General features: G+C 64.9%; 22 protein-coding genes and 1 pseudogene. All 23 read left to right on the forward strand.

Annotated features, from left to right (window positions below):
- Positions 1-893 (forward strand): hypothetical protein (locus tag BMZ69_RS31545; RefSeq protein ID WP_175506722.1); only part of this gene is annotated, 893 nt, incomplete at its 5' end.
- Between the two features lie 10 nt (positions 894-903).
- On the forward strand, positions 904-1614 hold the full coding sequence (locus BMZ69_RS08555; protein ID WP_092156165.1) for a hypothetical protein: 711 nt from the start codon (positions 904-906) through the stop codon (positions 1612-1614).
- A complete protein-coding gene (locus BMZ69_RS08560) occupies positions 1614-2912 on the forward strand; it encodes a hypothetical protein (RefSeq protein ID WP_092156166.1) in 1299 nt (432 codons plus the stop codon). The genes BMZ69_RS08555 and BMZ69_RS08560 overlap by 1 nt, the downstream gene beginning before the upstream one ends.
- Positions 2909-3520, forward strand: coding sequence for a DUF4376 domain-containing protein (locus BMZ69_RS08565; protein WP_092156167.1), 612 nt, complete (start codon positions 2909-2911; stop codon positions 3518-3520). Before BMZ69_RS08560 ends, BMZ69_RS08565 begins: the two co-directional genes overlap by 4 nt.
- Before the next feature lie 108 nt (positions 3521-3628).
- On the forward strand, positions 3629-4843 hold the full coding sequence (locus BMZ69_RS08570) for a phage tail sheath C-terminal domain-containing protein (RefSeq protein WP_092156168.1): 1215 nt from the start codon (positions 3629-3631) through the stop codon (positions 4841-4843).
- Between the two features lie 15 nt (positions 4844-4858).
- Positions 4859-5395, forward strand: a complete 537-nt coding sequence (locus BMZ69_RS08575) for a phage major tail tube protein (protein ID WP_092156169.1) — start codon at positions 4859-4861, stop codon at positions 5393-5395.
- Positions 5395-5832 (forward strand): hypothetical protein, encoded by a 438-nt coding sequence (locus tag BMZ69_RS08580; protein WP_092156170.1) that lies wholly within the window; start codon positions 5395-5397, stop codon positions 5830-5832. Before BMZ69_RS08575 ends, BMZ69_RS08580 begins: the two co-directional genes overlap by 1 nt.
- A gap of 156 nt (positions 5833-5988) precedes the next feature.
- On the forward strand, positions 5989-8580 hold the full coding sequence (locus BMZ69_RS08585; RefSeq protein WP_092156171.1) for a phage tail tape measure protein: 2592 nt from the start codon (positions 5989-5991) through the stop codon (positions 8578-8580).
- Positions 8580-9005, forward strand: coding sequence for a phage tail protein (locus tag BMZ69_RS08590; protein ID WP_092155490.1), 426 nt, complete (start codon positions 8580-8582; stop codon positions 9003-9005). The genes BMZ69_RS08585 and BMZ69_RS08590 overlap by 1 nt, the downstream gene beginning before the upstream one ends.
- Complete coding sequence (locus BMZ69_RS08595) at positions 9005-9223, forward strand: tail protein X (protein ID WP_092156172.1); 219 nt, start codon at positions 9005-9007, stop codon at positions 9221-9223. Before BMZ69_RS08590 ends, BMZ69_RS08595 begins: the two co-directional genes overlap by 1 nt.
- Complete coding sequence (locus BMZ69_RS08600) at positions 9223-10380, forward strand: phage late control D family protein (RefSeq protein ID WP_092156173.1); 1158 nt, start codon at positions 9223-9225, stop codon at positions 10378-10380. Before BMZ69_RS08595 ends, BMZ69_RS08600 begins: the two co-directional genes overlap by 1 nt.
- 176 nt (positions 10381-10556) lie before the next feature.
- Complete coding sequence (locus tag BMZ69_RS08605; RefSeq protein WP_092156174.1) at positions 10557-10877, forward strand: hypothetical protein; 321 nt, start codon at positions 10557-10559, stop codon at positions 10875-10877.
- On the forward strand, positions 10858-12123 hold the full coding sequence (locus BMZ69_RS08610; protein ID WP_244543297.1) for a DNA-packaging protein: 1266 nt from the start codon (positions 10858-10860) through the stop codon (positions 12121-12123). The genes BMZ69_RS08605 and BMZ69_RS08610 overlap by 20 nt, the downstream gene beginning before the upstream one ends.
- A 111-nt stretch (positions 12124-12234) precedes the next feature.
- Complete coding sequence (locus tag BMZ69_RS08615) at positions 12235-13407, forward strand: phage portal protein (RefSeq protein ID WP_092156176.1); 1173 nt, start codon at positions 12235-12237, stop codon at positions 13405-13407.
- Positions 13404-13604 (forward strand): hypothetical protein, encoded by a 201-nt coding sequence (locus tag BMZ69_RS08620; protein ID WP_092156177.1) that lies wholly within the window; start codon positions 13404-13406, stop codon positions 13602-13604. The genes BMZ69_RS08615 and BMZ69_RS08620 overlap by 4 nt, the downstream gene beginning before the upstream one ends.
- Entirely contained in the window at positions 13601-13771 is a 171-nt protein-coding gene (locus tag BMZ69_RS31550) for a hypothetical protein (RefSeq protein WP_175506723.1), read from the forward strand. Before BMZ69_RS08620 ends, BMZ69_RS31550 begins: the two co-directional genes overlap by 4 nt.
- Positions 13768-14292, forward strand: a complete 525-nt coding sequence (locus BMZ69_RS08625) for an HK97 family phage prohead protease (RefSeq protein WP_092156178.1) — start codon at positions 13768-13770, stop codon at positions 14290-14292. The genes BMZ69_RS31550 and BMZ69_RS08625 overlap by 4 nt, the downstream gene beginning before the upstream one ends.
- A 36-nt stretch (positions 14293-14328) precedes the next feature.
- Positions 14329-15303: pseudogene (locus tag BMZ69_RS08630) on the forward strand (phage major capsid protein); the annotation flags it as partial.
- A 2-nt stretch (positions 15304-15305) separates the two neighbouring features.
- Positions 15306-17033 (forward strand): recombinase family protein, encoded by a 1728-nt coding sequence (locus BMZ69_RS08635; RefSeq protein ID WP_139219003.1) that lies wholly within the window; start codon positions 15306-15308, stop codon positions 17031-17033.
- A 92-nt stretch (positions 17034-17125) separates the two neighbouring features.
- Entirely contained in the window at positions 17126-17554 is a 429-nt protein-coding gene (locus BMZ69_RS08640; RefSeq protein ID WP_139219004.1) for a helix-turn-helix domain-containing protein, read from the forward strand.
- 174 nt (positions 17555-17728) lie between these two features.
- On the forward strand, positions 17729-18439 hold the full coding sequence (locus tag BMZ69_RS08645) for a DUF6878 family protein (protein WP_092156182.1): 711 nt from the start codon (positions 17729-17731) through the stop codon (positions 18437-18439).
- 2 nt (positions 18440-18441) lie between these two features.
- Positions 18442-18786 (forward strand): DUF6915 family protein, encoded by a 345-nt coding sequence (locus BMZ69_RS08650; protein WP_092156183.1) that lies wholly within the window; start codon positions 18442-18444, stop codon positions 18784-18786.
- A gap of 175 nt (positions 18787-18961) precedes the next feature.
- Positions 18962-19513, forward strand: coding sequence for a hypothetical protein (locus BMZ69_RS08655; RefSeq protein ID WP_092156184.1), 552 nt, complete (start codon positions 18962-18964; stop codon positions 19511-19513).
- The last annotated feature ends 664 nt before the right edge of the window (positions 19514-20177 follow it).

Genomic DNA, 20177 nt, shown 5'->3' on the forward strand with positions numbered 1-20177 from the left:
CAGCGATGCCGAGCCGGTTTGATCAGCTCTATCGCTGGGGCAAGCGCGATATCGTCAACGACGACGCGCTGAACCTGCGGTTCCGCGACCTCGACGACCGGATCACGCCGATCGAGGCGCTGAAGATCTCGTATGAAGCGGCGCTGCTCACCCTGCAGGATCGCGTGCTGGAGCGGTCCGAGGCGGTGATCGAGGGGCTGCGCGACCGCCTCATCGAGATCACCGAGCTCGCCTGGCTCGTCGGCTCGTCCTCGACCAGCCTCACGCTCGTCGAGGAGGCCGAGCAGGCGCTGATCATCGCGCCCGATCGCCGCGCGCTCTTCACGCCTGGCCCGTTCGCCATCGTCGCGACCGCCTCGGATCCCGACGCCTATGCGGTGGTGCAGCATCTCGATTTCGACCGCGCGACCGGCCAGTGGAATTTCAGGACCAAGGTGGTCTCGGCTGCGCTGACGGGCACACATGCCGACTGGTCGATCGGCGCGCTCGCCGGCTCGACACTGGCGCAGATGGCGATGCTGGGGGAGGGCCAGGCCCTCCGCGACCAGTCCGTGGCTGCCGCCGTTTCCACAGCGGCGGACCGGATGGCCGTTGCCACCCATCGGGCGGCCGTCGCCGAGGATAAGGCGGTCACAACCGCCGATCGCGAGGCTGCTGCGGCCTCGGCCCTCGCTGCGGCTGAGTCCGCCGCTGCCGCTCAGACCTTTGATCCCGCGACCTATTACAGCAAGGTCCAGATCGACACGCAGTTCGCCGCGGTCAACACCGCGATGACCGATCTCGTCGGCGACGCCACTCCTGCCGGCAACACGCTTGGCGAACTCGAAGCGCGGCTTGCCGTGCTCGAAAATGCCACCTCCGGCTCTCCGGGCATGCCCATTCTGATCATCTAGGAACCTCGCAATGGACAAGCCCATCTATGTCGGCAGCTACCGCAATCAGCTTTCCGCGATCGTCGCCGGCGATGGCTTCGCCGCTGTCCCCGTCTGGGTTCCTCAGCCCGCGATCGGCTCTGCCACTCTGCGCGGCTCGCGGGTTCACGCCATCGTCGCATCCTCCAATCTCACCTTGCTGACCAAGCTTCTGGTCATCATGAAAGCGCTGGCGGTGACGAAGTCGGGGGCCGGCGAGGGCGGGAACCTGGCGTTCGGAACGGCGACGACGATCACCCGCAGCGACACAAGCCAGAAGGACTTCGTCAAGGAAGGCTGGCGCGTCGGCGACCGCGTCGCTGTCTTCGATCGAGGCAACCGCACGGGCGGCCTGACGACGGCCGCGAACCGCAAGGTCGCTCAGATCACAGGCGTCGCGGCCGGGACGCTGACCTTTGCGGCGGCGACCTGGACAGCCGAGGCGATCCCCTCGACGGCGGCGATCCATCGTGTCTCACCGATGGGTATGCCTGTCTCCGTCAGCGCGGGCGCCGGGAATTCGGCCGCCGTCCAGCCGGCCAACATCCTGTCCACACTCAACATGCCCTGGCTGCCAAACCGACCCGACACGGCCGATGTGGTGGGGCCTGATGAGGCCATCATCGCCATGCTCTCCTCCACCAACACGGTGCTCGGCGCCGGCGACGTGATCGAGATCACTGCCACAGGCGGAGACTACTGATGAGCCGTCTCGGCCTAATTCCCGAGTTCCTGGCCGACATGCCGTTCCCTGGGCTGAACAGGATCGGGTTCGTTCCTGAAGTCGTCTTTCCCCAGCCCTTCACCGGCAACATGCTCGACGCCAGCTTCACCAGCTGGAACGGCGTCTACGACGCTCCCGTCCCCGTCAATCACGGGACTGTCGACTGGGATTTTTCAGGTGGATACACGGACGGCGAGGTTTGGGGGTTCGACTCCAACAGCAAGCAGATCATCCGTGCGCAGGTGCTGGACAACGGAAATTTCAGCGCGATCGCGTCGTACACCTTCACGCTTCCATCGCCCTATACCTTCTATAGCTCGAAAATCCGTGTCTGCCGGATAACCGCCACGCGCGCTCTCGTCCTGGCCTGGGTCAGCAACGGGGCCAGCGACGGGCTGGGCTGCTTCTGGGCCGATTTCACCGGAACCGGCTTCAATGCGTTCGTGGCTGGCCCCTTCGTCAGCCACGGGTCGGCCGCCAACAACGCCAACCCCTTCCACTCCTGGGGGCGGGTGGTCCGGATGCAGAACAATCTGGCTGTGATGCACGGGCCTCGCTCAAGCGGATCAAGTCAGCTTCTGGTCTCTTTCGATCTGCGCAGCGGTACGCTCCAGACCGCAGTCATGCTGGTGCCCACCCTGAGTTCCGACGCCCCGCAGCAGATCGTGCGGCAGACGGACACGGAACTCTCGATCTTCGGCGGGAATAGCGGCAGCTACTACATGTATCAGCCCGCTCGGATCACGGTCCCGGGCGGCACGACGTCCCCCTCCTTTCTGGAGGCGGTCACCACGCATCCGGACGGGACCGGCACCTGGAACAACAGTTCGATCATCTTCCCGATCTGCGCTCTGACGCCTCGGCTGCTGGTGGTGCCCAACAGTCTCAGCCATAGCCTCGAACTCTGGGACATGTCGGGAACGCCGACGCGGATCAGCCAGACGGGTTACGCCGGAACGACCAATGCGTCGTACCAGTACGGCTTGCCCATCGCCATGGCGAGGATCAACGACAACGAAGTCCTGATCATCTTCTATCGGCTCGCGACCGGCGTCTTCACCACCGGGCGCGTCGTGAAGCAGATCGACAACTCGCTGGTCCTCACGATCTATTACGACACAGGCCAGACGATCACCCCTGGCCTCGTCGGCAGCAGCCCCTATAGCGCCTGGAGCGTTGGACTCGTCCTGCCGAACAACAAGATCGTCCTCGGCTACATCCCGACCAACACAGGCACTCCGGTGAGGTACACGGTGATGGCGAGGTCACTGTCATGACGATCGCAAAGGTCGATCTCGCCGAGGAAAGGGTTATTGCTCTCTTCGACGACATTCCCGAGCCTTTCCGCCACGTCCCGGCGGAAAACCTGCTCGACATGGGATGGGCCGGAATGTCGGGCATCGGCTATTTCCCGGCCTATCAGGCCCCCGATCCCGCATTCGATCCGGCCGCCGAGGTGCTCGCTCCGGCCGATCCGATCGTCGATCTCGCAGGGAAGCAGGTGGCGCTGATCAGGGCGCCGCGCGCCATGACGATCGAGGAAGCGGCAGCCTATCGAAGCGGCCTCAGGGCGCACGCGGCGGATGTGCGCTGGCGCAAGGAAACCGGGGGCATCACCGTCGCCGGCGTCACTGTGCTCACCGATCGCGATAGCCAGGCGATGATCAACGGCGCCGGCGCGCTCTGCGACAAGGTTCCCGCGACCATCGTGCGCTTCAAGGCCGCTACGGGGTTTGTCGATCTCGATGCTGCGACGATGACGGCCATCGCCATCGCCGTCGGCCAGCATGTCCAGTCGGTCTTCGCCACCGAAGCCGAGGTCGTTGCGGCGATCGACGCTGGCACGATCACGACGAGAGCGCAGGTCGAAGTAGCCTTCAGCTAGGCGAAGGGTGACACGCGTCACCCTCTTTAGCCCTCTCCCGCGCCCGTAGGGTCCCGGCTCGCATGACGCCTGTCAAGCGTCTCTCCCGAGCGACCGGAGCCCCGCACAATGGCCGTAACCGAGTATTTTCACGGCGTCCGCGTCTTCGAAGTCGGCTCGACCCCGCGGCCGATCTCGGTCAACGAATACAATACGGTCGGCGCGATGGTCGTGGCGCCGGCGGCCGATCCCGAGATATTCCCGGAAGACGTCGTGGTCGAGGGCTTCACGAACGACACGGCGTTCCGGCAGGCGCTCGGCACCGGCGGCAATGTCGATGCGGTCTTCGATGCGATCGACGATCAGGGCGTCATCGCCGAGATCCAGGTGGTCCGGGTGGCCGAGGGCACCGGCGCCACCGACCAGGCCAAGCTCGAAGCCACGATCGCCAACATCGTCGGCAGCGGCGCCGACAATTCCGGCGTGCACGCCTTCAAGCTCGCTTCAAAACCGCCGAAACTGCTGATCGCGCCCGGCTATGACAGCCAGCGCATCAGCAACGCCAAGAACCCGGTCGCGGCCGAGCTCGACGGCATCGCCAAGCGCTCGCGGGCGATCAAGATCCTCAACACGCCGATGACCAGCCGGGCCGCGGCCGAGACCTATCGCGACGACTTTCCGGACGACAAGCGCGCCTACCTGTTCCACCCGGCCGTCCGGGTGATGCGCGGCACCAGCATCGTCAACGAGCCCGCCTCGGGCCGCATCGCCGGGCTCTTCATCGCGCGTGACCGTCAGGTCGGCGGCCCGTGGGAGAGCCCCTCGAACCAGGCGATCGGCGGCGCTCTCGCGCCCAGCCGACCGATCAGCTATTTCACCGGCGAACCGGACAGCGAGGCTAACGCCCTCAATGAAAACCGGATCGCGACCGTGCGCAACGGGACGTTGCTTTGGGGCAACGAGACCTGCGCGATGGACCCGCTCGACCGGTTCGTCAACGTCGTCCGCACCAACGACATGATCGACGATGCGGTCGTCAATGCCTTCTATTGGGCGATGGACCGGACGCTGTCGGTCCCGCATGCCACCTCGATCATCCAGTCGCTCGACATGTTCGGCGACGAGCTCGTCGCCGCCGGCGCGGTGCTCGGCTTCCGCGTCTGGTTCGACCGGACCCTCAACAGCAACGGCCAGCTGGCCTCCGGCATCCTGCGGATCGAATACGACCGCGAGCCGGCCGCGCCGCTGCAGGACCTGCAGTTCGGGGCCCGCCGCAACCTCGAATATTACGCGGAGCTGGCCAACGGCATCCTGCAATCGCTCGACCGGCGCGAAGCCGCCTGACCCGGAGAGACCATCATGGCCAGCCTGCCGCTGCTCCTCGTCCAGGGGCGCAATTGTCATATCCAGTATGCCGGCGACACCTCGCTCAACTGCCAGCTGGCGCTCGGCAAGGTCAAGCTGCCGGTCGCGAAGGAAACCTATGAGGATTTCCAGCCGGGCGCGACCAATGGTTCGATGGAGATCGCGACCGGCGCCGAGGCCTGCGTGCTCGGCTTCGACCTCAAGGGTCTCTCGCCCGAGGTGCTGGCCCTGACGCAGATCCCGCGCGGCGACCGCGTCAAGATCACCGTCTTCGCGGCGCTCGTGAACGAGTATGCCGAGACGGGCGGCAACCGCGAGATCCCGGTCACGGCCACGGCCTATGGCCGGATCAACGCCGAGATGGGCGAGCTGGAGCCGAACATGGGCACCGACTATGAGCTCAAGTCGATCTCGAAATACTCGCTGATCATCGGCAACCGCGAGATCTGCCGCTGGAACGTCCAGCTCGGCGGCTGGCAGGCCATCGGCGGCCAGACCACGCGCATCAACCAGATGATCGGGGTCGTCTGATGAGCGCGCCGGGCGAAGCGATCCTCTCCGGATTCGAGCGCGACCCGGAGCTCGACCCGATCGTCGCACCGCCGCTGGCAGCCGCCCCCGCGGCTCCGGCTCGCCAGGGCCCGCGGGTCGAGCCGGCCGAGCCCCGGCTCTGGGAGGTCAGCCAGGACCTGCTCTTTCCCCTGCTGGTCGATGGCGAGCGGATCGAGCGGCTGACGATCCGGCGTCTCACCGGCCAGCAGGTCGCCGAGCTCGTCCTTGAAGACGACGACGGCGTCTCGCTCAACGCCCGGGCCCGCGCCCGCATGGCCGGCGTGCATCCCGCCGTGATCGCCGCGCTGGCGGCCGACGACGCCCTCATCTTCGCGGAACTCTGCCGCCCTTTATTGCCGGCCGCGCTCGCGCGCCTCGAAGAGGCGGTCATGGCGGACGCGGCGGGCGCGATCTGAGGCGCGGCCTGGCGCGGCTGCCGCGGCTCGCGGCGGAGGTCGCCCAGGCGCTGCACACGCCGCTGCCGACGATCCTGGCGATGCCGGTCGACGAGATTCTCTACTGGCACGAAGAGGCCTGCCTGATCGCGGCCGAGCGGCTCGGAAGGTGACCCCATGGCCGGCGACATGCGCGTCAAGCTGTTCCTGGACCTCGTCAACCGGCTCTCGCCCGGGGCGAAGGTCGCTGCAAAAGACCTGAAAGCGATCAAGCAGGCGGCGGCCGACATCCGCAAGGAACGGGCCGGGGACGGGCTGGCGAAGGGGCTCGACCGCAGCGGCCGGGCGGCGCGCTCGGCCGAACGCGATCTCAAGGGCGTCAAGCGGGCTGCTGCCGAGCTCCGCAACGAGCGCGCCGGCGACCAGCTGGCGGCGGGGCTGGACCGGGCCTCCGCCTCGGCCCGGCGCGCCCGCTCCGAGATCGCCGGCGTCAAGCGCGCCCAGGAGGATCTGGCGCGGACCGCGGCGGGCGCCAATCTGCCAGCGCCGCGCGGCGGCCGTGGTCGCCCGGCAGGGTCGCCGGCCGGCCTCGATGCCGCCGCCGGAGCCGCCGCAGCCGGAGGCCGCGGCGGTTTGATGCCGCTCGTCGGCGCCTATGGCGGCTATCGCGCCGCCAGCGCCGGCGTGCGCGGGACGGTGGGCACCGCGATCAGCCGAGAAAAGGCGATGGCCGAGGTCAAGAAGAAAGTCGAGTTGCCACAGGGCCAAAACTGGGACGGCCTGGAGAAGCAAATTTCACAGATGGCGATCACCTATGGTCGCAAATTCGAGGACATCGCAGCGATCGTTGCCGAGGCCGGCGCGAGCAATATCGATTTCAGTGCTCTGCCGCGCTTCACCAAACTGGCCACCAAAGCCGCGATCGGCTGGGATATGGATATGCGCGAGGCGGCGCAGAAGCTCTTCGAAATCAAAGCCGCCCGAGGGTCGACCATCGATCAGCTCGAAGAAATCGCCGACCTCGTCAACGATCAGGAAGACAACTCGGCTGCCAAGGCCAGGGACGTCGTCGAGATGTTCCAGCGCGCCGGCGAAGCGGGCGACACGGCCGGCGTCGACATGAAGGCGAGTATCGCCTTTCTGACTGCGCTCCGGTCCGGCGGCATGCAGCCGGAAGTCGCCTCGCGCATGTTTGCTGCATTCGCGGGCGGACTTCGCACGATCACCAGTGGTTCCGAGAAGGCACAGGAAGCGATCAAGCAACTCGGTCTCGATCCCGCCGCCGTCGAGAAGGGCATGCAGACCAATAGCGTCGGCACGATCGTGGACTTGTTCCAGCGCCTCGAAAAGAGCGGTGATCAGGCAAAGATCGCCCTTCAGCTCTTCGGCAAGGAATGGTGGGACGATGTCCTGCGAGCCAAGAAAGTGCTGCCCGAGTTCATGCGCCTCCTGGACCGTACGAAAGACCCGCAAACCTATGCTGGCTCGCTCGACAAGGGTCTCAACGTCGAGCTCGCCACGACATCGACGCATCTCTCGCGGCTCTCCGCCCTTGCCTCGGATGTCGGCGATCGCCTCGGCCGCTGGGCGCTGCCGGCCATCAACGAAGGCGTAGAGCGGGTCATCGCCGGCCTGGACGCGATCGACAAGCGTGCCGAGCAGAAGAAAGAGGTCGAGAGCCTGGCGCAGTCCCAGGCCAAGGGCGAGGCGCTGACGCCCGAGCAGCGCGAAAAGCTCGCCGGCGACCACCAGATGGCGCTGGCCGTGAAGCGCCGTTCAAACCAGATTTCGGCGCAGTCCGACTATGAGGAGACCACCGCCCGTACCGCCCAGGCCGAGCCTGCCGACGTGCTCGACGAGCGTCGCCAGCTCCTGCGGCGCCAGTTGCAGCGCCAGGTCGATACGCTCGAGTCGGAGCAGAAGCTGGCGCCGGGCGAGTTCGGTCTCGGCAAACAGAAAAAGCTCCAGGCGCTGCGCAACCAGCTCGCCGAGATCCCGGCGCAGGCGCAGGAGCGGCGCGTCGCGGCGCCCGATCCGCGCCGCCCGGCCGACCAGGCCGAGCGCGGCCAGGCCGATCGCGGCGAGGCCGAGGCCCAGCGCGAGCGCGTCCGGCAGATCACCAGTCGCGTCCAGGCGCTGGACGATCTGGCGGCGACCGCCAGCAACCCCGCCGACAAGCAAGGCTTCAAAGGCGATGCCGACGTGCAGCGCGCCCGGCTCTCGGTCGCCGCGCGCGAGCTCGCCACCCTCGAAAACCCTGCGGCGGGCGATGCGATGGCGGCTCGCCAGGCCGCGCCCAATGCGGCGGCGGCCGGCGCCTTCGGGTTCAACAAGCTCGGCGGGGCTCCCGATAGTGCCGCGCCCAAGGGGCCGGGGCCTGGCCTGCTCTCCTTCGGCCTCAACGGCGCCGGCGGCGACAGCGGCGCGGCCTGGGCCTCGGCCGTCAAGAGCGCGACCGATATCGACCTCGGTCCCGCCGGCATGACGATGATGGAAAGGCTCAACGCCGGGCTGAAGTCGGGCGCGGCCGGGGCCGAGAGCACGGCCGCCGGCGTGAAGACCGGCATCGAGGCCGCACTGCAGGGCGGCGATCTCAGCGGCGCCGGCGCCTCGCTGATGTCGACCTTCGCGGCCGGGATCACCGCCGGCGGCGCGGCTGCCGTCGCCGCGGCGCAAGGGGTCGCCGGGCAGGTCAAGGCCGCGCTCGCCGCCGGCGGTGGCGGCGGCTCGCGCGGCCTCTCCGGCTCGCTGCATGACGGGGTGGATTGATGGTTATCCCGATCCTGGCCATCGGCCCGCATATCTTCGCGGCGCTGCCGCTCTCGATCCAGACGATCAAGGAGACGACCAAGGCCAACTGGCCCTCGGTCAACCGTTTCGGCGTCGGACCCGCCCGCCAGTTCGTCGGCCGCGGCGAGGACAGTTTCGAGGTCGAGGGGCTCTACTTCCATGCAGAATTCGGCGGGCATGCGCAGTATCTGATGCTGAAGGCGACGCAATCGGCGGGGGAGCCGGTCGAGCTGATCGGCTGGAGCGCCGCCGGCGCGGCGGCGGAGGTCTTCGGGACCGTCGTCATCCTCACCGTCAGCGCGACCCACAAAAAGATCACCCGCGCGGGCATCGGCGCGATCACCGAATTCTCGATCGAGCTCGCGCCCTTTGGCGGAGACGGCAGCTTCGGCGGTCTGTTCTGATGGCCCGCGTCAAGGTCACGCGCGAGGGCATGACGGTCGACCTGATCGTCTTCCGCCATTTCGGGAACCCCGACACGCGCCTGGTCGAGCTCACCTATGAGCTCAATCGCGGGCTCGCCGACCTCGGGACGATCGTGCCGGTCGGGACGGAAATCGACCTGCCGGAGGCGCCGCCCTCGTCGCCGCCGCGCCGCGAGACCGTGAGGCTCTGGGACTGATGGCCTACGTCCTCGACAACGTCAGCAAGGGCGGCTTCACGCCCATGATCGAGATCAAGATCGACGGCGAGGAGGTCGCGGGCGAGTTCTACAGCGTCCTGATCAAGGCGACCGTGCGCGACGAGGCCGGGCAGAAGTCAGATCAACTCACGCTGGAGCTCGACGATCGCCATAATCAGATCGCCCGGCCGCGCGACAAGGCCAAGATCGAGGTCTGGCTCGGCTACAAGCAGACCGGGATCGCCGAGATCGGCACCTATGAAATGCAGACCTTCTCGCGCAAATGGGACGATGGCGGCCAGACCGTCACGATCCAGGCCAATGCCGCCGACCTAAAGACCGGGCTGAAGGGCGGCGGGCGCGAGCATTTCGAGGATACCAATGTCGGCGACGTCATCACACGCATCGCCAAGCGCAACAAGCTGACCCCGGAGATCCACGCCAAGCTGAAATCGATCCCTGTCGAGTATCTCGCCCATGTCGATTCCAGCGATATCGACTTCCTTACGAACTTGGCGGATGCGCTCGACGCGGTGATCAAGCCGATGGGCGACAAGCTCGTCGCGACCCCGCGTGGCGAGGCGAGCTCGGCCGGCGGCAAGAAGCTGATCACGATCGAGATCGCCAAGTCCGACACGGTCGACGGCGAGATCACACCCAACAGCCGGGCGCAGTACGGCAAGGTCGAGACCAGCTATATCGACCAGAAGACCGGCAAGCGCGTCGTCGAGAAGTCCGATACCGGGCTCGACGGGCCGACCTTCACGGTCCGCGATCCTCTGCCGAGCAGTGAACTGGCGAAAAAGAAGGGTCAGGCCGAGGCGAAGCGCCTGACGCGCAACACGGCGCAGGGCCATGTCACGCTCGCCAAGGGCCGCCCCGAGGCGAAGGCCGAAGCCGATGTCGTGCTGGGCGAGGGCTTCGTCGACGACGTGGCGGGTGAGTACCGGGCGGATTCGGTCGAGCACACCTTCGACAACAACGGGTTCCGCACCAAGATCGAGCTCAAGGCCAAGGAAGATGGCTCGACGACGAAAAAGATGGCCAAGGAGAGCAAGAAGAAGGGGGGCAAGGCCGCCTCGAAGCCCTCCACGACCTCGAAGAACAACTCTGCGGTCAACAGCTCCGGCGGAGGCGGCGGCTCAGCGGTCGGCTAGCGCCGGCAGGTTGACCAGGCGCTGCTAGAGGGTGGCGTCAGATTTTCAATCTGTTGCCATTTGATCGTTCGCTCAATGCCATTTGAAAGTTCGCGCTACACGATGAGAATGATGACACCGCCCCGGCTCGGCCGGCGGCGAAACGCAAGCCTGCACGGAGCGGCGGCCGCAAAGCCGTGATCAGCAAGCTCTGGAAGGCGGCGCAGACCCAGCTCGAAGCGCATGAGGCGCATCTGGCCGAACTGCCGGCCGGCACGGCCGCGAGCGAGGCCGATGCCAAGACGCTGGCGACGCTGGCTCGCACGGTGCGCGAGCTGGTCGCGCTGGATTCGGCGGCAGCGGGGGAGGGAGGAAAGTCCGAGGATGAGCCCAGCCCCGCCGAAGGATTGCGCCGGGTCGATGAGCTCCGCAGCGAGCTTGGACGCCGTCTTGGGGCGCTTGCCGCCGAGGAGGCGGGCACGGCTGGTGCGCCGCCTCATGGAGACGGCCTCACCTGAGGAACAGCAGATCATCCTGACGACTTGGGCGACTTGGGCGCGTTCGGATCAGTTTCCTGCCTCGCAGGATGATTGGTTCAGTTGGCTCGTTCTTGGCGGGCGAGGCGCTGGCAAGACCCGGACTGGCGCCGAGTGGGTACGGGGCACGGCACTGGGGCGATGGCCATTTGCGACCGCTCCCGTCGGCCGCATCGCCCTTGTCGGCGAAACGCAGGCGCAGGTCCGCGATGTGATGATCGAGGGCGTCTCCGGGCTGCTGGCGGTCCATCATCGCTGGGAGAGGCCGATCTGGTCGCCGTCGCGCCGCCGGCTCGAATGGGGCAATGGCGCGATCGCGCAGGTGTTTACCGCCGAGGACCCGGAAGGCCTGCGCGGCCCGCAATTTGGCGCCGCCTGGTCCGACGAGCTGGCGAAATGGCCGAACCTTCAGGAGACCTGGGACATGCTGCAGCTCGGCTTGAGGCTTGGCGAAAGGCCAAGACAGGTGATCACGACGACGCCGCGCCCGCTGCCCTTGATCAAGCGGCTGCTCGACGATCCCAGGGTCGCCGTCAGCCGGGCGGCGACCCGCGCCAACCGCTTCAACCTGGCGCCGAGCTTTCTCGACAGTGTGAGCCAGGCCTATGGCGGCACCCGGCTCGGCCGGCAGGAACTCGAAGGCGAGATCGTCGAGGAGAGCGCCGATGCGCTCTGGAGCCGGGCGCTGATCGAGGAATGCCGCGAGCGCGACGCGCCGCCATTGGCGCGGATCGTCGTGGCGATCGATCCGCCGGCGTCCTCGTCGAAGCGGGCCGACAGCTGCGGGCTCGTCGCGGCCGGGATTGATCGCGACGGCATCGCCCATGTGCTGGCGGACGGAACGCTCGGGGGGGCCAAGCCGCATGAATGGGCCGCTGCCGCCGTCGCGCTCTATCGCCGGCTGGAGGCTGATGTGCTGGTCGTCGAGGTCAACCAGGGCGGCGAGATGGCGACCAGCGTCATCCGCGAGGTCGATCCGGGCGTGCCGGTGATGCCGGTCAGGGCCTCGCGCGGAAAATTCCTGCGGGCCGAGCCGGTGGCGGCGCTCTATGCGCAGGGCCGGGTGCGCCATGCCGGCGCCTTTCCGGCGCTCGAGGATGAGATGTGCGACTTCGGGCCGACCGGGCTCAGCTCTGGCCGCTCGCCCGACCGGCTCGACGCATTGGTCTGGGCATTGACTTATCTGATGCTCGGGCCGAAGGGCCGGCCGCGGGTGAGGGGGCTTTAGGAACAGCCGTCATTCCCGGACCGCGAAGCGGATCCGGGAATCTCAGGACCATCTTGCATGAGATGCTCGGCTCAAGGCCGAGCATGACGTGCGCTTCATAGCGAGAAACCCATGCTCAATTTCCTTCGCAGCCTGCGCGGCCTTGCCGCGCCGGAACAGAAGCGCTCGCGCGTCGGGCCGCTGATCGCCCTGCACGAGGCCGGCCGCCCGGTCTGGACGCCGCGCGACTACGGCGCCCTGGCAAGGGAGGGCTATCAGCGCAATCCCGTCGTGCATCGCTGCGTTCGGCTGATCGCCGAGGCGGCGGCGCAGACGCAGCTGATCGCCAAGGTCGGCGGGCGCGAGATGCCGGAGCATCCGGCGCTGGCGCTGATCGAGCGGCCCAATCCGCGCCAGGGCGGCATCGCCTTTCGCGAGATGCTCTACGGGCATCTGCTCGTCGCCGGGAATGCCTATGTCGAAGCGGCGAGCATCGGCCGCGAGCCGCGCGAGCTCTATGCGCTGAGGCCCGACCGGATGCGGGTGGTGCCCGGCCGCGACGGCTGGCCTGAGGCCTATGATTATACGGTCGGCGCCCAGACCATCCGCTTCCGCCAGGACGAGGGCGCGCTGCCGCCGATCCTGCATTTGTCGTTGTTCCATCCGGTCGACGACCATTACGGCCTCTCGCCGGTCGAGGCGGCCGCCTGCTCGCTCGACGTCCACAACGCGGCCGGCGCCTGGCACAAGGGGCTGCTCGACAATGCAGCCAGGCCCTCCGGCGCCCTGGTCTATGACGGGCCGGAAGGCGGCACTCTGACCGAGGCCCAGTTCGAGCGGCTGAAGCAGGAGCTGGAGGACGGCTTCCAAGGCGCGCGCAATGCCGGACGCCCGCTCCTGCTCGAAGGCGGGCTCGACTGGAAGCCGCTGTCGCTGACGCCGGCCGAGCTCGATTTCGTCGCCGCCAAGGGCGTCGCGGCGCGCGAGATCGCGCTCGCCTTCGGCGTGCCGCCTTTGCTGCTCGGCCTGCCTGGCGACAATACCCATGCCAATTTCGCCGAGGCGAACCGCGCCTTCTGGCGCCAGACGCTGATCCCGCTGGTCAGGCGCACGGCCCAGTCGCTGGCGCAATGGCTCGGCCCGGCCTTCGGCGATGCGCTCACGCTCGAACCCGATCTCGATGCGGTCGAGGCGCTGGCGGAGGAGCGGGAATCGCTCTGGCGGCGGGTCTCCGCCGCCGGCTTCCTCAGCGAGGACGAGAAACGCGAGGCGGTCGGTTATGGCCGCCGGGAGGTGTCGTCATGAGCCCGTTCGACGAAGCCGCCGCCGGGATCGTCGCGCGTGGCGATCTCGGCCATCTCGCGCTGCTGCTCTGGGCCTTCTGCGCCTCGGGGCTGGCGCTGTTTTCCCTGCGCGAGCTGATCGCCGCCAACCGGCGCTTCGACGAGTTCGTGCGTGAGTTCGCCCGCTTCAACGCCCGCTACGAGGGAGGGGATTCATGAGCAAGACCGGTGGCAAGCAGCCGCCCAGGCCGGCTCCGGCAGCCGTCAGATCGGGCGTCGGCGCGCCGCGCCCCGGCCGCCAGCCGCGCGAGGTGTTCGGCCGTTTCTTCGAGACGCTGGGGCAGCTCGACGCCAACGGCCGCGGCGGGCGGGGAGGGGCACGATGAGAAGCGTTCCGCCTCGCTATGCCGGGCCAGCGCGCGAAGCCAAGTTTCTGGCGCAGCCGCTGGCCCGGATCGAGCCGGACGGTGCTTTCGAGGGCTATGCCAGCCTGTTCCGCATCGCTGATCTCGGCAAGGACGTGGTCGAGCCCGGCGCCTTCCGCGAGTGCCTCGCTCGCCGCGGCGCCGGCGGCATCCGAATGCTCTGGCAGCATGACCCGACCGAGCCGATCGGCCGTTGGCTCGACCTGCGCGAGGATTCGCGCGGCCTCTATGTCCGCGGCCGGCTCTCGCTCGCCGTGGCGCGGGCCCGCGAGCTGCATGCGCTGATGCGCGACGGCGCCGTCGACGGGCTTTCGATCGGCTTCCGCTCGCAGCGTGCCCGCAGCGAGCCGCGCACCGGTTTGCGCCGGCTCGAGAAGGTCGACCTCTGGGAGATCTCGCTCGTCACCTTCCCGATGCTGCCGCAGGCAAGGGTCAGCGCCGTCAAGGCGCTGCGCCCCTCCTGTCGTGCCGCCCTTGTCTGAAAACCCACCTGAAGCCGCAGAACCACAGGAGATTCCATGACTGCGCTGAACCAGGCTCCCGAGACCAAGGCGACCGGCGAGGCCGCCGCTGTCTATGACGATCTGCGCTACACGCTGGAGGCCTATCGCGCCACCAATGACGAGCGCCTGGCCGAGCTCGAGACCCGCATGGGCGGCGACGTGCTGACCGGCGAGAAGCTCGCTCGTCTCGACGATGCGCTCGACGAGACCCGCCGCCGGCTCGACCGGCTGAGCCTCGACAGTCGCCGCCCGGCGTTGGGTGCGAGCGAGGAACGCGATCCGGCCGTGGCCGAGCACAAGGCCGCCTTCGCCTCCTATGTTCGCCATGGCGAGGCGACCGGGCTGAAACGGCTCGAAGCCAAGGCGCTTTCCGCCGGCTCCGGCCCGGATGGCGGCTATCTCGCACCCTCGACCGTCGAGGGCGAAATCCTGCGCCGCCTGGCGACGGTGTCGCCGATCCGCTCGATCGCGACGGTGCGCACCATTTCCTCCGGCACCTACAAGAAGGCGTTCTCGACCACCGGCCCGGCCTCCGGCTGGGTGGCGGAGACGGCGGCGCGTCCGCAGAGCGGCACGCCGACGCTGGCCGAACTCTCCTTCCCGGCGATGGAACTCTATGCCATGCCGGCGGCGACGCAGACCCTGCTCGACGACGCCATTGTCGATATCGACCAGTGGATCGCCGAAGAGGTCGAGAGCGCGTTTGCCGAGCAGGAGGGGGCGGCCTTCGTCGGTGGTGACGGCGTCGACAAGCCCAAGGGCTTTCTGGCCTATCCGACCGTCGCCGACGCCAGCTGGAGCTGGGGCAATCTCGGCACGCTGAAGACCGGTGTCGCCGGCGCCTTCGCCGCTTCGAACCCGTCCGACATCCTGGTCGATCTGGTCTATGCGCTGAAGGCCGGCTATCGCCAGAACGCCAGCTTCGTGATGAACCGGAAGACGCAGGCCGCGGTGCGCAAGTTCAAGGACTCGACCGGGATATACCTTTACAATTGACAGCCGTCAAATCTGGAAGTTATTTCAAGGGGATGACACAGCTTGGACACCTCTACCGACGCGTCTCGCACCCGTCGCAACTCACCGGGCACGGCCTCAAAAGGCAGGACGAGAACACCCTCGCGTTCGTTAAGAGCCGAGGTCTCACTCTCGTTGGAACGTACGAGGACCGAGGCATCAGCGCCTGGACGGGCAAGAACCAGAAAAAGGGCGAGCTTGGCCGTGTCCTGGACCTCATCAGGGCCGGGGTTATCAAATCCGGCGAAGCTCTGGTGGTGGATGCTCTGGATCGTCTGAGCCGCCAGCCCTTCATGTCCGCGTTCGGACTTCTGAAGGAAATTCTGGAGGCGGGCGTCGTGATCCACGCGATCCACGAGCCGAACCCGATCACGCTTGAAAGCGTCAACACCGTGCCGCAAATCGCGCAGTCGATGATCTCGGCGTTGATGCTCGCGCATGACGAGAGCAAGAACAAAAGCCGGTTGGTCCGGCAGGCGTATCAGCACGGTCGCGAGACGGGTGAGATCGTCGCGGGCAGGGTGCCGACGTGGGTGATCAGGAACGTCAACAAGAGGACGGGCGAGAAGTGGTTCACACTGGACGAGGACATCGTCCCGATCGTGCAGCGCATCTTCAGGATGTGCGCGAGCGGACATTCGTCATACGAGATCGCCAAGCGGTTCACCGAGGAGGGGATCAAGCCATTCGGTGACCTGAAACGGTTGAGCGGGTCTGCCGCTACCAACAAGCACCATTGGAACAGCACGACCGTTCAAGACATCGTCCGCTCGCGCACGGTGCTCGGTGAGTTCCGTTCCCATCAGGTGTGGGAAGACGAGAACGGCAAGCGCCAGCACAAGCTGATGAAGGTGATGCCAAATTACTACCCATCCGGCTTCATCGATCACGACCTTTGGCAGAAGGCCAACGACGCCCTTGTGATGAGGAAGAGGGCTCGCGTGCGTGGAAACACCGGTATTGGTTTCCCGAACTTGTTGAAGCCGATCGCGGTCTGCCAACATTGCGGCAGCACGATGCAGATCAAAAACCAGATAGCGAAAAAGGACGGGTCGAAGTTTCGGCGACTTCGCTGCGCCGGCCGGTCGGAAAACTACTGCGACAACAGCCGCGTCCCTAGATATGATCAGGTCGAGGAGGCGATCCTGCGGCTGGTGAGCGAGATCAAGCTTACCGACCATCGTTCAGCGGAGAAGTCGGCGCTGACCCGCGTGGTCAACGAGGAGAGCATGAAGCTCGACGCGCTCCAGGTGGAGGTCCGCAATATCATCCTCGCCTTCAAAGGCTCGCCCACGGCGGTGGCTATCGTCGCCGAGAAGGAGGCCGAGATCGCTACCCTCGCGAAGTCCAGGAGCGAGAACCAAGCCAAGCTTGACGCCCTGAACTTCTCTCAGTCGCCCGAGAGCCGCCGCGACGCGATGATCGAGCTTATTGGGCGCATGCGATCGGAGATCGACCTGCATAAGCTGCACGACATACGCACGGAGCTGAATATGCGGCTACGGCAGGCAATTAAACATGTCGCTTTCAATTGCAATGGTGACATCGCAATCCATCTGCACGGTGAGACTGCATGGTATCTGCTGGCTCAGGACAAAGGCGGGCTAACGTCTGGCATGCGGCTGATCGATGGCCCAAAGCGTGGCGAGGATGGTCTCGACCTACGTGGCAAGACGGTCGACGACTTCGTAATGATCAGGTCATGACAGCTCATGCGTTGTCTGCATAGCAGAAATGTCCGAATGAAGCCGATAAAAATTCTAAAGTTGCAGACTTTAGCCGCAAAGTCGATTTGACGATGTCGATTTTGTGCGAGTATGGTCTCGTCATGACAAACGAGCAACTCAAGGCATGGCGCGCCTCGAAGCGCCTCTCACAATCAGAACTTGCTGCAAAGCTGGGGTTAAGCCGTGACGCGGTGTCCCAGTACGAACGCGGCATCAATCCGCTGCCCAAAGCCGTAGCGCTCGCATGCGGGTTGCTTGACCTCGGAATCGAGGAGTTTTCTGGCGAGCACATCAAAATACATCAGTATCGCGTGTATTCCGAGTTCGGTGAAGAATGGATCGTGCACCCTGTTCGGGGTTGGGAGTCGAAAAAGCATCCAAAAAACACTATTGTCGAATGGTTTGCTCAGGAAGGATTTCCGCTCGACGACGACGGCTTGAGCACGATCGACGATCGCACCGCCACTATGATCCGTCTACGGTGGTTCGGAACGCAGTAGGCTACATTTCAGTTGCTTGCCTGAATAAGTCCTGCCGGGAGCCCGCTTGCGGGCTCTGCAGATGACGCTGCCGGCCGGCAGCAGTGCGCCCAAGCACCAAGCTGAGAGATGAAAGTCGGACTGCGCTGATGGTCGCGCAGATCGAGAACGCATGTCCACATCCGGAGAAGAAGCATGTCGAAATCAAATTCGTCGACCGAAATCTATGTCCAGTACGAACGCCGTCAAACGGTGGAGCAAGATGACGCCAAGATTGAGAGCGAAATGAAAAAGTACAGAGGCCAGTGCGTTAATTCGGGCACTTTTCTCGCAACAGGACAGCGTGATCATGCCTTTGTTGTCCCAGGGATTTTCGACGAGTTGATGTGCCGTAAGCTGGAGGGAGACCTGTCTCAAGCGCTTGGTATCCCGGTTTTGGTCACCACTCGATACGAGGATACAGATCTGGGAAGGTTGTTGAGTGGCGCAGTGCCTCGCCAGCAAAGCGTATCAGAGGATCACGCTCAAACCGAGAGCGAGACGACCGACCGCCTACGCGAGACAATGCTGAAGAGCCTCGCCGCGGCCGACATCTCGGAAGTCGAGCTGACCTATGATGGCTATGGTGACGAGGGCCACGTCGAAGAAATAGATGCCTGGAATTCGTCTGGAGATGCTGTCGACCTCAACAAATATTGTAGTGCAGGCAATCCTATTACATCGGAAACGAAAGAAACGCTCCACGATCTCTGCGAAGAATGGCTGGATAGTGCCATAACTGGGAATTTCCCGGGCTGGGAGATCAACGATGGTTCGCGAGGTGTGATCTGCATCGACGTCGCCGAAGGAAAAGTGACCTGCGATCATTCTTGGCGCGTGACCAACGACACCCGTGTGGACCTCTGACGATGGCTGATCCCTTTCACCATGGCCTATCCAGTGCACGCAAATTCGGCGGGCAGGCTTCTGACTATCTGCACATTCACAGTTGGTTTGATGCCAGCAAAGCAGCAAGTTGCGACGGTCGCCACCGCCTGGTCCGTCACCACGCCTTCGGCATAGCCGAGTGCGTCACGCTTTTTGGTCCTACGCTCATCACTAGCGATGGACGTGCCGTTCCAACTCGCTGGGTGGCCCAACAGCACGTCGCCGAAGATTTCGGCGGCTTTATCCCAACACTATCCGACTGGATCGAGGCTGTTCAGCTGAAGCCATGGATGGGGCGCGCAATGAAGCTTTCTAAGATTGATTGACGCCACCTCGGCGGCAAGCCGTTCGAGGGAGCTGCAGGATGAACGCGCCTAAAGCAACCAAGGTGCTCGGGACGGCGCGATGGCGCTCGCCGGCCACACCAGAACCCATTTCAGAGATGTTCGCGCCGCGCCGGATCTGCGCGGACTGATGGCGCATGCCTAGTCGGAGAGTTCAATGCCCGATGAGAAAGAAGTCTTCTCAAAGATCGATGTGATCAATGACTACACGACGGACACCTGGGACATCGAGTACGGTCAATTCAAGAGACACCCCAGCTTCGGCTTGGTCGGCAGAGTCCGCATTGGCGCCGATGGCCTTCATCGAATCACTGTCCAAGATGCGCCGTCGGTACGCCAAGCGGTACCGCGACTCCGCAGTCAGATCGTCGATGTTGGTCTTACTCGGCTCGACGCTCGCTTCGCGCTGGAGAGAGATATCAGGCACGCTCGCGCCACCTTGTGGGCTGAAATCGTCGCTCGAGGCATGGACGCGTCAGATGCTGACAGCCGGGATCGAGGGACAATCCTCCAATTGCACGCTGGCGGTATGGGCCTGCTGATCGAACTCGGTTGGCCGAACGTGTTCATCATCGAGGAGAGTGCGATGGTGTTCCACTTCCATCGCGTCGAGGGTTCGGCGAGCGAGGCGTCGCAGTATGTCGAGAGTAGAATTCGAGAAAGCATCAATTATGCCGCAGTTTTACTGACGAGAAAGCGCAATGGATGACACATTTAAACTCAGGTTGGGGCGCGTTATCCTGAAAAGCCAACCTGAGACGGTCGACTCGTCAATGATTGGCCTAATAACGATCGGTGGTCACGCTCTGTCCCTTCGGGAATGGTGCGCTGTTCGCGGCCTCAAGCTATCAACCGTCCGAGCCAGAGTACGCAACGGTTTGTCTCCAGAGGAGGCTCTCTCCTTCCCAAGATACGGACGTCGCAAGGCTACCGCAAAGGTGAAGGCCGCATCCGCTCGAACGCGTGCGCTAGAGCAGGCTGCCCTCCAGAGGGCCGGAAGCAAGTATGCAGCCCAGATGCTGGCGAAGAACATCGAACGCTGGCAGTCGACCGGGAAGAAGCAACACCTTGCGAGCGCCCAGGGATGGATCAGGACGCTTTTGGAAAGCTGATTTCAGCTTCCGTAGAAGGGATGAATAATGATTTGACCGCTGGGATGAGCGATTGATTTGCGCCTCGGTTGATCAATCCGTGGGAGTTTATCTTTTAGATGAATGTAATCAAATATGTTGTGATGTTGTATGTTCTCATATCTTCTATAAAATATCCACTACAGATGAAAGCACGGATCATTTTTTAAATTGACCGGTCACAAATATGACTGGTAAACATTGCAAAGTAGAAAATTATTCATCCGAATAGCGTGGATTATG

Source organism: Allobosea sp. CRIB-10, from assembly GCF_900112185.1.
In the GTDB taxonomy this organism is placed as follows: Bacteria; Pseudomonadota; Alphaproteobacteria; order Rhizobiales; family Beijerinckiaceae; genus Allobosea.

What these genes read in the sequence shown, in the direction of transcription:
- BMZ69_RS08555 (WP_092156165.1), top strand. Translation starts at nt 904, where the DNA reads ATGGACAAGCCCATCTATGTCGGCAGCTACCGCAATCAGCTTTCCGCG.
- BMZ69_RS08560 (WP_092156166.1), top strand. Translation starts at nt 1,614, where the DNA reads ATGAGCCGTCTCGGCCTAATTCCCGAGTTCCTGGCCGACATGCCGTTC.
- BMZ69_RS08565 (WP_092156167.1), top strand. Translation starts at nt 2,909, where the DNA reads ATGACGATCGCAAAGGTCGATCTCGCCGAGGAAAGGGTTATTGCTCTC.
- BMZ69_RS08570 (WP_092156168.1), top strand. Translation starts at nt 3,629, where the DNA reads ATGGCCGTAACCGAGTATTTTCACGGCGTCCGCGTCTTCGAAGTCGGC.
- BMZ69_RS08575 (WP_092156169.1), top strand. Translation starts at nt 4,859, where the DNA reads ATGGCCAGCCTGCCGCTGCTCCTCGTCCAGGGGCGCAATTGTCATATC.
- BMZ69_RS08580 (WP_092156170.1), top strand. Translation starts at nt 5,395, where the DNA reads ATGAGCGCGCCGGGCGAAGCGATCCTCTCCGGATTCGAGCGCGACCCG.
- BMZ69_RS08585 (WP_092156171.1), top strand. Translation starts at nt 5,989, where the DNA reads ATGGCCGGCGACATGCGCGTCAAGCTGTTCCTGGACCTCGTCAACCGG.
- BMZ69_RS08590 (WP_092155490.1), top strand. Translation starts at nt 8,580, where the DNA reads ATGGTTATCCCGATCCTGGCCATCGGCCCGCATATCTTCGCGGCGCTG.
- BMZ69_RS08595 (WP_092156172.1), top strand. Translation starts at nt 9,005, where the DNA reads ATGGCCCGCGTCAAGGTCACGCGCGAGGGCATGACGGTCGACCTGATC.
- BMZ69_RS08600 (WP_092156173.1), top strand. Translation starts at nt 9,223, where the DNA reads ATGGCCTACGTCCTCGACAACGTCAGCAAGGGCGGCTTCACGCCCATG.
- BMZ69_RS08610 (WP_244543297.1), top strand. Translation starts at nt 10,858, where the DNA reads ATGGAGACGGCCTCACCTGAGGAACAGCAGATCATCCTGACGACTTGG.
- BMZ69_RS08615 (WP_092156176.1), top strand. Translation starts at nt 12,235, where the DNA reads ATGCTCAATTTCCTTCGCAGCCTGCGCGGCCTTGCCGCGCCGGAACAG.
- BMZ69_RS08620 (WP_092156177.1), top strand. Translation starts at nt 13,404, where the DNA reads ATGAGCCCGTTCGACGAAGCCGCCGCCGGGATCGTCGCGCGTGGCGAT.
- BMZ69_RS31550 (WP_175506723.1), top strand. Translation starts at nt 13,601, where the DNA reads ATGAGCAAGACCGGTGGCAAGCAGCCGCCCAGGCCGGCTCCGGCAGCC.
- BMZ69_RS08625 (WP_092156178.1), top strand. Translation starts at nt 13,768, where the DNA reads ATGAGAAGCGTTCCGCCTCGCTATGCCGGGCCAGCGCGCGAAGCCAAG.
- BMZ69_RS08640 (WP_139219004.1), top strand. Translation starts at nt 17,126, where the DNA reads ATGTCGATTTTGTGCGAGTATGGTCTCGTCATGACAAACGAGCAACTC.
- BMZ69_RS08645 (WP_092156182.1), top strand. Translation starts at nt 17,729, where the DNA reads ATGTCGAAATCAAATTCGTCGACCGAAATCTATGTCCAGTACGAACGC.
- BMZ69_RS08650 (WP_092156183.1), top strand. Translation starts at nt 18,442, where the DNA reads ATGGCTGATCCCTTTCACCATGGCCTATCCAGTGCACGCAAATTCGGC.
- BMZ69_RS08655 (WP_092156184.1), top strand. Translation starts at nt 18,962, where the DNA reads ATGCCCGATGAGAAAGAAGTCTTCTCAAAGATCGATGTGATCAATGAC.